Origin of the sequence: Kitasatospora sp. NPDC058492, from assembly GCF_042720685.1 — a bacterium.
Taxonomy (GTDB): domain Bacteria; phylum Actinomycetota; class Actinomycetes; order Streptomycetales; family Streptomycetaceae; genus Kitasatospora.
Map to the genome: position 1 here is coordinate 53,267 of NZ_JBHXMU010000043.1, position 13,053 is coordinate 66,319.

Annotated in this window: 10 protein-coding genes; 2 read left to right on the forward strand and 8 right to left on the reverse strand. The window is 72.0% G+C overall.

Features of this window, described 5'->3' with window-relative positions; translation table 11 throughout:
- Positions 1-107 precede the first annotated feature (107 nt).
- Positions 108-497 carry an SCO5389 family protein gene (locus ACFWPI_RS25950; protein WP_380381038.1) on the reverse strand — a complete coding sequence of 130 codons (390 nt, stop codon included), beginning with the start codon at positions 495-497 and terminating at the stop codon, positions 108-110.
- An 81-nt stretch (positions 498-578) separates the two neighbouring features.
- Positions 579-2,117, reverse strand: coding sequence for an MFS transporter (locus tag ACFWPI_RS25955; protein WP_380381040.1), 1,539 nt, complete (start codon positions 2,115-2,117; stop codon positions 579-581).
- Positions 2,118-2,321: 204 nt separating this feature from the next.
- Between ACFWPI_RS25955 and ACFWPI_RS25960 the strand changes: the two genes are divergently transcribed.
- Entirely contained in the window at positions 2,322-3,077 is a 756-nt protein-coding gene (locus ACFWPI_RS25960) for a class I SAM-dependent methyltransferase (RefSeq protein ID WP_380381042.1), read from the forward strand.
- Positions 3,078-3,207: 130 nt separating this feature from the next.
- On the opposite strand, the gene ACFWPI_RS25965 is transcribed toward ACFWPI_RS25960, so the two are convergent.
- The 6 genes from ACFWPI_RS25965 to ACFWPI_RS25990 form a co-directional block, all read right to left on the reverse strand.
- On the reverse strand, positions 3,208-4,437 hold the full coding sequence (locus tag ACFWPI_RS25965) for a hypothetical protein (RefSeq protein WP_380378814.1): 1,230 nt from the start codon (positions 4,435-4,437) through the stop codon (positions 3,208-3,210).
- 176 nt (positions 4,438-4,613) lie between these two features.
- Positions 4,614-6,407, reverse strand: coding sequence for a glycoside hydrolase family 15 protein (locus tag ACFWPI_RS25970; RefSeq protein ID WP_380378812.1), 1,794 nt, complete (start codon positions 6,405-6,407; stop codon positions 4,614-4,616).
- Between the two features lie 75 nt (positions 6,408-6,482).
- Positions 6,483-7,379: a carbohydrate ABC transporter permease gene (locus ACFWPI_RS25975; RefSeq protein WP_380378810.1), complete on the reverse strand. Its 897-nt coding sequence runs from the start codon at positions 7,377-7,379 to the stop codon at positions 6,483-6,485.
- On the reverse strand, positions 7,366-8,442 hold the full coding sequence (locus ACFWPI_RS25980) for a carbohydrate ABC transporter permease (RefSeq protein ID WP_380378809.1): 1,077 nt from the start codon (positions 8,440-8,442) through the stop codon (positions 7,366-7,368). Before ACFWPI_RS25980 ends, ACFWPI_RS25975 begins: the two co-directional genes overlap by 14 nt.
- Positions 8,432-9,685: an extracellular solute-binding protein gene (locus ACFWPI_RS25985; RefSeq protein WP_380378807.1), complete on the reverse strand. Its 1,254-nt coding sequence runs from the start codon at positions 9,683-9,685 to the stop codon at positions 8,432-8,434. Before ACFWPI_RS25985 ends, ACFWPI_RS25980 begins: the two co-directional genes overlap by 11 nt.
- Positions 9,686-9,749: 64 nt before the next feature.
- Complete coding sequence (locus ACFWPI_RS25990; protein WP_380378805.1) at positions 9,750-10,784, reverse strand: LacI family DNA-binding transcriptional regulator; 1,035 nt, start codon at positions 10,782-10,784, stop codon at positions 9,750-9,752.
- A gap of 166 nt (positions 10,785-10,950) precedes the next feature.
- Between ACFWPI_RS25990 and ACFWPI_RS25995 the strand changes: the two genes are divergently transcribed.
- On the forward strand, positions 10,951-13,008 hold the full coding sequence (locus tag ACFWPI_RS25995; RefSeq protein ID WP_380378803.1) for a glycogen debranching N-terminal domain-containing protein: 2,058 nt from the start codon (positions 10,951-10,953) through the stop codon (positions 13,006-13,008).
- Positions 13,009-13,053: the final 45 nt, after the last annotated feature.

The window sequence follows — 13,053 nt, forward strand, 5'->3', positions numbered from 1 at the left end:
CGGACCTCGGCGCGCACCCGGCCGCAATCCCCCCCCAAACCCGCCCCGTTAGGGGCCGCGGCGGGCCCCCCCCCCCCGGGGGGGGGCCCGCCGCGCGTCCGGGTGGGTCAGCAGCTGCGCAGCTCCGGGCTCTGGTTGCGGATCTGGTTGTGCAGCGAGGTGAACTCGCGGTAGGCGTCGCCGTCCTCGGTGCCGGGGCGGAAGGCGCCGACGCGGTGGCAGTTGACGAAGGCGAGCTTGACGCCGAAGTGGTCCTCCAGGCTGCCGCGGATGGCGTTGCTGGCGAGCGCGCGCAGCAGCTGGGCGCGCTCCTCGTCGGTGGGCGTGGTGTTGTCGGTGGTGAACTCGTCCTCGGTGGCGCCGAGTTCGGTGCTGAGCCCGGCGACGACCTGGTAGGCGTAGGGGAGGGAGGCGCGCACGGTGTCGAGGAAGTCGGCCTGGTTGACCCGGCCGTGCTCGGCCTGGGCGAGGAGGGCGGGGGAGACGTCGAGCGACATGGGTGTCCTCTTTCGCGGAGTCTGGTTATCGAAGATGAAAACCATTGCAAGATGGACTGTCGGCGATGTCCGGACGCCCTGTCAAGTGCCGTCCCCCGAAGGGCTGACGGGCGGCGCCTCCCGGTCGGCCCTGATGACGAACAGGGCGATCAGCGCCGCGAGCACGGCGAAGGCCAGGCCCATGTCGAACGCCCTGGAGATGCCGTGCGCCAGCACCTCCGAGGAGTACGGCGCCGGCAGCTTTCCGGTGGCCCGGAACCGGGCCGCCTGCTGCGGGGTGGCCTGCCGCAGGAACGCGTCGACCTGTCGGCCGGCCTCACTGCGGCCGGCCGCGCCGTAGACCGTGACCAGGATCGACAGCCCCAGCGAGCCGCCCACCTGCTGGGTGGTGTTGAGCATGCCGGTGGCCGCGCCGGTCTCGTGCGGGGCGACCCGGGAGACCACCGTCAGCGTGGCCGGGACGAAGATCGAGCCCATCCCGAGGCCGAACAGCAGGGTCGGGCCGAGGACCCCGGTCAGGTAGCCGCTGTGGGCGTCGAGCCGGGTGGACCAGAACGCCCCACTCGCCACCAGCAGCGAGCCCACCACCAGGAACGGCCTGCGCCCGTACCGCAGCTGGTTGCGGGCGGCGAACTGGGCGGCGACGACGCTCGCGGCGCTGATCGGCAGGAAGGCGAGGCCGGCCCGCAGCGGGCTGAACCCGAGGACGTCCTGAACGAACAGGGTCATGAAGAAGAAGATGCTGAACATGGTCGCGGCCACGCAGAGCAGCAGCCCGTAGGCGCCGGAGCGGTTGCGGTCGCGGAACAGGTGCAGCGGGGTGATCGGCTGCGGCGCCCGCCGTTCGTGGAACAGGAAGGCCGCCAGCAGCAGCGCGGCGAGGCTGAACGAGGTGAGCGTCACGGGGTCGGTCCAGCCGTGGTCGGAGGCCCGGATGAAGCCGAAGACCAGCGAGACCATGCCCGCCGTGGCGGCGAACGCGCCGGTCAGGTCGAAGCGTCCGGGGTGCCGCTCGGACTCGTTGATGTAGAGCGGCGCCAGCAGCGCGATCGCGATGCCGATCGGCACGTTGACGAACAGCACCCACCGCCAGGAAAGCCAGGAGGTCAGTATCCCGCCGGCGAGCAGGCCGACGGCGCCGCCCGCCCCCGCGACGGCCGAGTACACGCCGAAGGCGCGGTTGCGGGCCGGGCCCTCCGGGAAGTTGGTCGCGATCAGGGCGAGCGCGGTCGGCGAGGCGATCGCCGCGCCCAGGCCCTGGAGTGCGCGCGCGGCCAGCAGCCAGCCGGAGGACTGCGCGACGCCGCCGAGCAGTGAGGCGAGGCTGAAGATCAGGACCCCGGCGACGAACACGCGCCGGCGCCCGAGGATGTCGCCCATCCGCCCGCCCAGCAGCAGGAGCCCGCCGAAGGTGAGGGTGTAGGCGTTGACGACCCAGGACAGGTCGGTGGTGTTGAACCTCAGTGCCTGCTGGATGTGCGGCAGGGCGATGTTCACGATCGTGACGTCGAGGACCACCATGAGCTGGGTGGCCGCGATGACGGTGAGGGCTGTCCCCGGGTGCTGGCCGCGTCGTGCGGGTGCGGGCGGCGCCGGGGCCAGGGCGCGCGAGGTGACCATGGCAGGTCCCCCAATGGCTCGGGAGCGAACGACGGTGAGGGGCGGGTCCGTCCACTGACACCGGCAGTATCCCCGAGGTATAGGGAACACAATCGTTCATTACCGACAACCGGCTGATTCCGGACCCACGCCACTCCTCCGGGCGCGGTGCGGCGGCGGAAAACCCGGGGCACGGCCCGCCGCGGTCGTGTCAGGATGCTCGGCATGTCTGCTCGTGCACTGAGCTTCGGCGCGATCGCCGAAGCCTACGAACGTTTCCGGCCGGGGTACCCTGACGAACTCTTCGACACGGTGGCGGCGTACGCGGGCCGGCCGGTGCGGACCGCACTGGAGATCGGTGCGGGCACCGGCAAGGCGACCCGGCTGTTCGCCGGGCGCGGGGTCGACGTCACGGCGACGGAGCCCGACGCGGCCATGCTCGCCGAACTGCGCAGGACGGCGCCCCCGAACGTGCGGACCGTCCGGGCCGCGTTCGAGGACCTGCGGCCGGGCGGGACGTACGACCTGGTCTACGCGGCGGCGGCCCTGCACTGGACGCGCCCGGAGGGCCGGTGGTCACGGGTGGCCGAACTGCTGGAGCCGGAGGGAGTGTTCGCCAACCTCGGCGGGCCGTTCCAGCTGGCCGACCCGGCCGTCGAGGAGGCCGTGCGGGCGGCCCGGGCGCCGTTCCTGGAGAGCGACGACGTTCCGTCCCCGGACGGGACCGCTCCCGAGGAGGAACTGCAGTGGCCGGGTACGGAGCTGGAACGGTCCCGGCTGTTCCGTGACGTCCGGCAGTCCGTCATCCGGCGGCGCCTGCTGGTGAGCGCCCCGTACTACCTCGGTCACCTGTCGACCGTCTCGGCGTACCTCCAACTGCCGCCGCCGAGGCGGCGGCGGGCCTTCGAGGCGATCGCGCGGGTGCTGCCCGAGACGGTCGAGATCGCGGCCGACCTCACCGTCCATCTCGCGCGCCGGTGATCCGGGCGGCCGGGACACCGACTCGCGCGCCGGTGATCCGGGCGGTCAGGACACCGGCTGTGACGTCGAACAGCGGCGCCCGGCCCGCCGCTGTCGCGGCCGGCCGGGCGCCGTGGGGGAGAGCCGGGGATCAGCCCTCCTGGGCGAGGCTCTTCATGTCCTCGTAGCCCATGCCGAGCTTGCTGAACATCTCCTGCTGCGCCAGGGGCAGGCCGAGGGCCTTCAGCTCCTCGGCCTGGGCGGGGGTCAGCGGCTTGCCGGGGGTGAGCGCCGGGGTGCCCGGGGTGCCCGGGGCGGCGCCGCCCTTGCCTCCGCTGGTGGCGCCGGAGGTGAGGAGGGTGAGCATCGTGCTCTGGATGTCGTCGCTGGTCAGCGTGACGGCGTCGGCGGGGGCCTCGACGGTCGGGGCGTTCTGGTTGAAGGCGAGCTTCACCGGGAAGTTGACGCCCGGTGCGGCCTTCGCCTCCAGCTGGGCGAGGTCGAAGGTGGCGGCGGAGAGCTTGCCGTCCTTCAGGTAGAGGTCGGCGCCGACCTTGTCCTCGCGCACGGTGCTCGGGACGGAGGTGGGGAGCTTCCCGAACTGCTGGGGGAACTTGGCGGCCAGCGGCTTGACGGCCTTCAGCAGTTCGTCGGCCAGCTGGCGGCCCGGGGCGCTCATCCAGATGTGCTCGGCGCCGTCCTTCTTGCCCTTGTCCTCGAAGGTGACGGTGCGGGACAGCACGTCCTTGAGGGAGTTGGTCAGCTGCTTGGCGGACTCCGGGTCCAGCGAGGGCTGTGCGCTCGGGGTGGCCTTGGCGCCGTCGAACTTCTTGGTGTCGTCGGCGAGCTTCTGCAGGTCGAAGGAGACCCACTTGCCGGCCAGCACGTCCTTGACCGGCTTCAGTTCGGCGGGCAGGTCGCTGCTGATGGCGTCGACCTGCGACGGGTCCTCGCCGACCAGCTTCACCAGGCCCTTGGCGTCGGCGCGCAGGAACGCCTTGGCGTCGACCTGGCGGTACTCCAGCAGCGCGGTGCCCTTCCGGTCGGAGAGCACGTAGGACAGGCGCACCGACTTGTCGAGCGTCAGGTCCTTGTCGGCGCCGTTGCTTTGCGCGTTCTTGAAGGTGTCGAGGTCCTTCAGCGGCTTGTCGGCGGACACCGCGACGGAGAAGTTCAGCCCGGACACGGCGTCGGCGCTCTTCGGGTCGACCTTGTCGCCGGTGGCCGCACCGAAGGCGATGATCTGCTCGGGAGTGGCGTCCACGGAGAACGTGAGGCCGGCGGCCTTGCCCTCGCCGACCTTGGTGAAGGCCTTGGACACCTTCTGCGCGGCGGACAGCTGCTCGACGGTGCCGCAGGCGGCCAGGCCGGCGGCGAGCACGGATGCGGTGACGGCGACGGGAACGGTTCCGCGCGCGGCCCGGCGAATGGCGGTGTTGATGGTACGTCTCCTGTGTAACGGGGTCTGACCACATGGTCAGACCGGTCCATCCCCGGTGGCGTCAAGCGCCACAGTGCTTACACATTTGATCACATCATCAACAAGGGGGTGGCCGATTATTTCGGACCGGCGCAGCCCCGGCCGAGGCGCAGTGCGGTGTCGATCAGCGGGACGTGGCTGAAGGCCTGCGGGAAGTTGCCGACCTGGCGCTTGAGCCGCGGGTCCCACTCCTCCGCCAGGAGCCCGAGGTCGTTGCGGATGGACAGCAGCTTGTCGAACAGCTGGTGCGCCTCGTCCGTCCGGCCGATCATCGCCAGGGCGTCGGCCAGCCAGAACGAGCAGGCCAGGAAGGCGCCTTCGTCGCCCGGCAGGCCGTCCACCCCGCCGCTCGTGGGGTAGCGCAGCACGAAGCCGTCCTCGGTGGACAGCTCGCGCTGGATCGCCTCGACGGTGCCGATGACGCGCTTGTCGTCCGGTGGCAGGAAGCCGACCTGGGGGATGAGCAGCAGGGAGGCGTCGAGTTCCCGCGAGCCGTAGGATTGGGTGAAGGTGTTGCGGTCCGGGTCGTAGCCGTGGGTGCAGACGTCCTCGTGGATGGTGTCGCGCAGGGCGCGCCAGCGCTCCAGCGGCCCCTCGCAGTCGGTCTGCTCCAGCAGTTGGACCGTCCGGTCGACGGCGACCCAGGCCATCACCTTGGAGTGGACGAAGTGCCGGCGCGGGCCGCGGACCTCCCAGATGCCCTCGTCCGGGTCCTGCCAGTGCTCCTCCAGCCAGGAGATCAGCCGCAGTTGCAGCAGGTGGGCGTGGTCGTTGCGGGCCAGGCCGGTGTGCTGGGCGAGGTGCAGGGCCTCGACGACCTCGCCGTAGACGTCGAGTTGCAGCTGCCCGGCGGCGCCGTTGCCGATCCGGACGGGGCGGGAGCCCTCGTAGCCGGGCAGCCAGTCGAGTTCGGTCTCCACCAGCTCGCGCTCGCCGGCGATGCCGTACATGATCTGGAGGTTCTCCGGGTCGCCGGCGACGGCGCGCAGCAGCCACTCGCGCCAGGCCTTGGCCTCGTCGCGGTAGCCGGTGCGCAGCAGCGAGGAGAGCGTGATGGTGGCGTCGCGCAGCCAGGTGTAGCGGTAGTCCCAGTTGCGGACGCCGCCGATGTCCTCGGGCAGCGAGGTGGTGGGGGCGGCGACGATGCCGCCGGTGGGGGCGTAGGTGAGGCCCTTGAGGGTGATCAGGGAGCGGATCACGGCCTCGCGGTAGGGGCCCTGGTAGGTGCACTGGGCGGCCCAGTCGCGCCAGAACTCCTCGGTGGCGGCGAGTGCCTGCTCGGCGTCCGGCCGGTCGGGGGCGCCGAGGTGGGAGGCCTGCCAGGTCAGCGCGAAGGCGATCCGCTCGCCGGCGGTGACGGTGAAGTCGGCGTAGGTGGTCAGGTCGCGGCCGTAGGTCTCGGACTCGCCGTCCAGCCACACCGAGTCGGGCCCGGCCACGGCGACGGTGCGAGTCCCCGTGCCGTCCGTGACCTTGTGCACCCAGGGCACGATGCGCCCGTACGAGAAGCGCATCCGCAGGGCCGAGCGCATCCGGACGGTGCCGGCGACGCCCTCGACGATCCGGATCAGTTGCGGGGCCGCCGTGCCGCGCGGCGGCATGAAGTCGATCACCCGGACGGTGCCCCCGGCGGTGTCCCACTCCTGTTCCAGGATCAGCGAGTCGCCCCGGTAGCGCCGCCGGTGGGCGGGCGGGGCGTCACCGGGGGCGATCCGCCAGAAGCCGTGCTCGTCCGTGCCCAGCAGGCCGGCGAAGACGGCCGGGGAGTCGAAGCGGGGCAGGCACAGCCAGTCGACGGCGCCGTCCCTGCCGACCAGGGCGGCGGTCTGCATGTCGCCGATCAGCGCGTAGTCCTCGATACGGGCGGGCACGTGGTTCTCCAAGAAGGGTTCACAGGAAGGTTCGGCAGAGGGGGGGTGTACAGGCCGGGCAGGGCCGGGCCGGGCTCACTCCTTGAGCGAGCCCGAGTTGGCGCCGCGCACGAAGTGGCGCTGGAAGCAGAAGAACAGGATCGCCACCGGGAGGGTGGAGACCAGCGCCGCCGCCAGCTTGAGCGGGTACTGCGTCCCGGAGCCGAGGCCGCCGGAGACGAAGTGCGCCAGACCGGTGGTGAGGGTGTCGTGCTCGCTGGACTGGGTGGAGACCAGGAAGTGCGTGAACTCGTTCCAGGAGCCCTGGAAGGAGAGCACGGTGAGCGTGATCAGCGAGGGCCGGGACATCGGCAGGACGACGGACCAGAAGATCCGGAACGTCCCGGCGCCGTCGATCCGCGCCGCCTCCTCGATCTCGCGCGGCACCGACTCGAAGAACTGCTTCATGATGAAGATCCCGGCGGCGTCGACCAGCAGCGGCAGGATCATGCCGCTGTAGCTGTCGAACATGCCGAAGCTCTTCAGCACCAGGAACTTCGGGATCAGCAGCACCACGCCCGGCACCGCCATCACGGCCAGCACGAAGGCGAACAGCAGCCGGCGGCCCGGGAACCTGATCCGGGCCAGCGCGTAGCCCGCCATCGAGTCGAACAGCACCCGGCCGGCCGTCACCAGGACGGTCACCACCACGCTGTTGCCCAGCCAGCGCAGGAACGGGATGTTCTCGACGCCCTCCGCCAGGCCGAACAGCCGCCGGTAGGAGGCCAGGGTGCCGCCGTCGGGCAGCACCGACATCGGGTGGGCGGCCGCGTCCGGGTCGGTCTTGAAGCTGTTCACCAGTTGCAGCAGGAACGGCAGCAGGTAGAGCAGCGCGAAGCCGAGCAGGACGGCGTACCCGAGGAGCCGCAGCGGCCGGGGGAAGCGGCCGAGGATCGGCTTGTCCACGGCGGGCTTGCGGTCAGCGTGCGGCACGGCGGGCTCCCTTCGGGCTGCGGCGGGGCTTGCCGTCCCGTTCCCGCAGGACCCACCGCTGGACGGCGGTGAGCAGCAGGATCAGGCCGGGCAGGACGAACGCGATGGCGGCGCCCTGCCCGAAGTCGGCGTTGTCGAAGCCGGCCGAGTAGGACAGGTAGGCGGGAGTGAGGGTGGTGTTGCCGGGCGCGCCCTTGCCCATCACGTACACCTGGTCGAAGACCTGCCAGGTGGAGATCAGGCCGAGGGTCAGCACCAGGAACAGGACGGGCCGCAGCGCGGGCAGGGTGACGTGGCGCAGCAGCTGGCGGCGGTTGACGCCGTCGAGCGCGGCGGCCTCCTCCAGTTCGCGCGGGATGTCCTGGAGGGCGGCGAGGAAGATCAGCATGAAGGTGCCGGAGGTGGTCCACACCGCCATCAGGATCAGCGTGCACATCGCGACCGAGGGCCCGGCGAACCACTCCGACCAGGACAGCCCGAGCGGGCCGCCGGTGCCCGGGGCGGGCTGGTCCAGGCCGAACCATCCGAGCACCAGCCAGATCACCCCGCGCGGGTCGGCGAACCAGTTCGGCCCCTTGACCCCGAGCCAGCCCAGCATCCGGTTGACGGCGCCGCTGCCCTGGAAGAGGAACAGGAAGACCGTCGAGATCGCGATCGAGCTGGTGACGGACGGGAAGTAGAACACCGTGCGCAGGGCGCCCCGGCCGCGCAGCATCCGCTGGTTGACCAGGATGGCGAGCAGCAGCGCCAGCACCGTCTGCAGCGGCACCGTCAGCAGGACGTAGTACAGCGTGTTGCGCATCGAGGTGGCGAACAGCGTGCGGTCCAGGCCGTCCTCGGCGAACAGCCGGCGGTAGTTGTCCAGGCCGATGAAGTCCGCACTGCCGCTGAACGGGTTGGACTGGCCGTCCCAGTGCAGCAGGCTGACCCACAGGGCCATCCCGATCGGCAGGACCATGAAGAGGCCGAGGACCAGGACCATGGGGCCGGCGAACAGCCAGCCCCATGCTCCCTCGCGCAGGCCGCGCCGGCGTATCGTGCCGGTGGAGCTGTTACTTGGCATTCTTGATGGCCTGCTCGCCGTTGCGCTGGAGGGTGGCCAGGATGGCCGCCGGGTCGCCCGTCTTCAGCGACTGGAGGTCGGTGTTGAACTGGGTGAGCACCTTGGTGAACCCGGCGATGGTGACCGGCGCCTGGGCGTTGGTGACGCCGTCGACCCAGGCCTTGGACTCGGGGTACTTCTGGGCGTAGGCGCTCAGCGCGCTGGTGCGCGAGGGCATCACGCCGAAGGCCTGGGCGAACTCCAGCTGCTGGTCGGCGGAGGCGAGGTGCTTGACCAGGTCGACCCCGGCCGCCTGGTGCTGGCTCTTGGCGGCGACGCCCCAGCAGTTGCTGAAGGCGAGGGTGCCGGGGCCGGCCGGGCCGGCGGGCAGCGGGAGCACCTTGTACTGGACGTTCGGGTAGTCCTTGGCCATCGCGCCCTTGAGCCAGTTGCCCTCGATGGTCATCGCGGCCTTGCCCTTGCCGAGCGCCTCGCCGCCCCAGCCGGCGTCCACCTCGGCGACGTACTTGGCCGAGCCGGCCTTCATCATCGACTGCACGTACTCCAGTGCCTGCTTGTTGGCCGGGTTGTCGGCGGTCATCGCGGTCTGCTCGGGGTTGGTGATCCAGCCGCCGGCCTCCTTCAGCAGGGCGCCGAGCCGCTGGTAGTCGGGGGCGGTCACCAGGCCGGTCACGCCGTCCTTGGTGAGCTTGGCGGCGTCGTCGGAGAGCTGCTGCCAGCTGGTGGGGTAGTCGGCCTCGGTCAGGCCGGCCTGCTGCCACAGCGTGGTGTTGATCGCCAGGCCCAGGGTGGAGGTGTCCTTGGGCAGGCAGGTGAGCTTGCCGTCGTAGCTGAAGGCCTTGCGCAGCGGCTCGGAGAAGTCGGCGGCGTCCGGGATCTGGTCGCCGTAGGCGTACAGCGAGCCGCCCTTGGCGTAGTTCGCGAACTGGTCGGAGTTGACGTAGAAGAGGTCCGGCGGGTTGCCGCCGGCGAAGGCCTGGCCGAGCTGCTGGTTGATGTCGCTGGCGATCTGCACGGTGACGGTGTTGCCGGTCTTCTTGGCCCAGTCGGCCGTGGCGGCCTTGACCGCGGCCGTCTCGGCCTCGCCGGAGGTGGCGATCAGCACCGTCAGGCTCTGGTTGCCGCCGGAGGACTGCTTGGCCGGTGAGTCGCCGAAGCCGCCGGAGGAGGAGCAGCCGGTGACGGCGCCGAGGGTGACGGCCGCGCAGACGGCTGCCGCGGCGAGGGTGCGGGAGGTGGCCATGCGGGATCTCCTTGCGAGGGTGGGTGGGGGGAGTGGGCGGAGATGGTTTCGGGGGGAGTGGCGGTCAGACGCTTTCGCGCAGGACCAGCTCCGGTTCCAGGAGCACGTGTTCGGTCGGCCGCTGGTGGTCGCCGAGGCGTTCCAGCAGCAGCCGCATGCACTCGCGGCCGACCGCGTCGAGCGGTTGGGCGAGGCTGGACAGCGACGGGAACAGCAGGGGGGCGATCGGCGAGTCGTCGAAGCCGATGACAGCCGCGTCCGGGCCGGGGGTGCGGCCGTCGCGGCGCAGCGCCTGGTACCAGCCGAGCGCCAGGGTGTCGCTGGCGGTCACCACCGCGGTCGCGCCGGTCGCGAGCAGCCGTTCGGCGGCCTCGGTGGCGCTCGTCCGGTCGTCCGGGCTCTCGGCCCGGCGGCCCCGGGTGGGCAGGCCCAGTTCGCGCATCGCGCTCTGCCAGCCGCGGGCGCGGTCGTCGCCGACGCCGGAGCCCTTCGGCCAGCCGAGGAAGCCGATCCTGCGGTGGCCGAGCCCGGCCAGGTGCCGGACGGCGGCCGAAGTCCCGGCGGAGCCGTCGACGTCGACCCAGTCGCCGACGTCCCGGCCGGACCAGGTGCGGCCGAAGGCGACGTACGGGACGCCGCGTTCGTGCAGCCAGCCCTGGCGGCGGTCGCCGCGGTCGGTGCTGCTGAGGACGAAGCCGTCCGCGCCGTGCTCGTCGAGGAGCTGCTGGTAGCTGGTGAGTTCGTCGTCCCCGGGGGCGACGGCGAACAGCACCACCCGGTAGCCGGCCTGGTCGGCGGCTTCGGAGAGGGAGTGCAGGAACTGGTCCAGGACCGGGGTCGGGACGCCGGTGCTGCTGGAGCGGATGCCGTAGCCGATCAGCCGGCTGGCCCTGGTCTTGAGCGCCTGCGCGGCCCGGTGCGGGCGGTAGCCGAGCTCGTCGATCGCGCGCTGGACCCGCTCCAGCGTCTGCGGGCGCAGCAGCTCGGGCGAGTTGATCGCGTTGGACACCGTCTGACGGCCCACGCCGGCCCGGGCGGCGACCATTTCCAGGGTCGCGGCGGACCCTGTCCTGGGCCGGGGCGATGAGTGTGCATGCATGACGGCGATCCTAGGTTCTGTCTTCATTGACAAGATCTTGGAGCGTTCCAATACGGGGTTCCATCATCCCCACCAGTGGGGTTAATGTCTTGGAACGCTCCAATGGCAGAAAGGTTGCGCCCGAGTGGAAGCAACTGTCAAGCCCCAAAACGAGGATGAAGAGACCATGTCAGCGATCGCCCTGCAGCCGTTCCTGCACGACGCCCAGCTCTCCGTGGCCGCCCCGAGCTTCTGTGCCTCGCGCCCGGACGGGCGGATCGGCGAAGGCGCGGACGGCTTCTACCACGGGGACCGCCGGATCCTCTCCCGGCTGGAGGCCGGCGTCGCCGCCGTCCCCAACACCCCCGTCGCCACCGCGCACGGCGAGGACGGACGCACCACCTTCGTCACCGTGCTGCGCGGCATCGCCGAACTCACCCCCGACCCGGCCGTCACCCTGGAACGCCGCCGGGAACTGCACCCCGGCCGCCTCGTCGAGCGCTACACCGTCCGCAACGCGGGCGACCTCACCGCCCGCCTGCGCCTGGACGTACGCGCGGAGAGCGACTTCGCCGCGATGGACAGCGTCAAGGCCGGCCGCGCCACCCAGGCCCTCACGCCCACCGCCGGCCCGAACGGCCTGCGCTGGAGCGAGGGCCCGCTCAGCGCCGCCCTCACCGTCGAGCCGGCGCCCGACCACCTCGCCGCCGACACCGGCACCCTGGGCTTCGACCTCGAACTCGCCCCCGGCCAGAGCTGGCAGGCCGTCCTGGAGTGCACCGCCGAGCACCGCGACGGCGACCTCTTCCCCGCCCCGGCCGCCGACGCCGCCCCGTGGCGCACCCCCGCGATCACCGGCCGCGACCACCACCTCGCGCACTGGATCACCCGCTCCCACCACGACCTGCGCGGCCTCCTGCTCACCGACCCGCTGCAGCCCGGCGACCACTTCCTCGGCGCCGGGGCCCCCTGGTTCCTCACCCTGTTCGGCCGCGACTCCCTCTGGGCGGCCCGGATGATGCTCCCGCTCGGCACCGAACTCGCCGCCGGCACGCTGCGCACCCTGGCCCGCCGCCAGGGCCGCGCCCTCGACCCGGCCACCGAGGAGCAGCCCGGCAAGATCCTCCACGAGGTCCGCCGCGACGAGCAGCACCTCGACAACGGCTCCCACCTGCCGCCCTGCTACTTCGGCACGGCCGACGCCACCCCGCTGTGGCTCACCCTCCTGCACGACGCCTGGCGCTGGGGCATGCCCGAGGACCAGGTCGAGGACCTGCTGCCGCACGCCGAGGCCGCCCTCGCCTGGCTGGCCGACCACGCAGACGCGGACGGCGACGGCTTCCTTGAGTACGTGGACAGCTCCGGCAAGGGGCTCTCCAACCAGGGCTGGAAGGACTCCTCCGACAGCATCCGCTTCCGCGACGGCCGGATCGCCGACGCCCCCATCGCGCTAAGCGAGGTCCAGGCCTACGCCTACGAGGCCGCCGTCGCCTCGGCCGCCCTGCTGGAGGCCTTCGGCCGGCCCGGTGCCGAGCGCTGGCGGCAGTGGGCGGAGGAGCTGCGGCTGCGCTTCTGTGACCGGTTCTGGACCGAGGACGCGCACGGCCCGTACCCGGTGGTCGCCCTCGACGGCGGCAAGCACCAGGTCGACTCGGTCGCCTCCAACATGGGCCACCTGCTCGGCACCGGCCTGCTCGACCCGCAGGAGAGCGCCCTGGTCGCCGGCCGGCTCACCGCCCCCGGCATGGACAGCGGCTTCGGGCTGCGTACCCTGGACGCCGCCGCGGCCGGCTTCAACCCGCTCGGCTACCACACCGGTTCGGTCTGGCCGCACGACAGCGCCATCGCCGTCCACGGCCTCTCCCGCGCCGGGCTGCACGACGCCGCCGCGCCGCTGGCCGCCGGCCTGGTCCGCGCGGCGGCGGCCTTCGACCACCGCCTGCCCGAACTCTTCGGCGGCCACCCGCGCGCCGAGTTCGCCCGCCCCGTCCCCTACCCGGCCTCCTGCCGCCCGCAGGCCTGGGCCGCCGCCGCCTCCGTCCAGGTGGTGCAGGCACTGCTCGGCCTGGAGGCCGACGCCCCCAACCGCCGGCTCCGGGTGCGCGCCCAACTCCAGGCCGGCTACGAGTCGCTGACGTTCACCGGCCTGACGGTGGCGGGCCTGCCGATCGAGGTGTCCACCGACCACACCGGAGCCGTCGACCTGCGCGCCCCGCAGGGCTTCACCGTCACCACGGAGCACTGACGCGCACCCCGCCGGCCCGGCGGCCGCGCCCGGCCCGGCCGGCGG

Coding starts and splice junctions, on each gene's coding strand:
- ACFWPI_RS25980 (WP_380378809.1), bottom strand. CDS start 8,442: ATGCCAAGTAACAGCTCCACCGGCACGATACGCCGGCGCGGCCTGCGC.
- ACFWPI_RS25960 (WP_380381042.1), top strand. CDS start 2,322: ATGTCTGCTCGTGCACTGAGCTTCGGCGCGATCGCCGAAGCCTACGAA.
- ACFWPI_RS25955 (WP_380381040.1), bottom strand. CDS start 2,117: ATGGTCACCTCGCGCGCCCTGGCCCCGGCGCCGCCCGCACCCGCACGA.
- ACFWPI_RS25950 (WP_380381038.1), bottom strand. CDS start 497: ATGTCGCTCGACGTCTCCCCCGCCCTCCTCGCCCAGGCCGAGCACGGC.
- ACFWPI_RS25990 (WP_380378805.1), bottom strand. CDS start 10,784: ATGCATGCACACTCATCGCCCCGGCCCAGGACAGGGTCCGCCGCGACC.
- ACFWPI_RS25995 (WP_380378803.1), top strand. CDS start 10,951: ATGTCAGCGATCGCCCTGCAGCCGTTCCTGCACGACGCCCAGCTCTCC.
- ACFWPI_RS25985 (WP_380378807.1), bottom strand. CDS start 9,685: ATGGCCACCTCCCGCACCCTCGCCGCGGCAGCCGTCTGCGCGGCCGTC.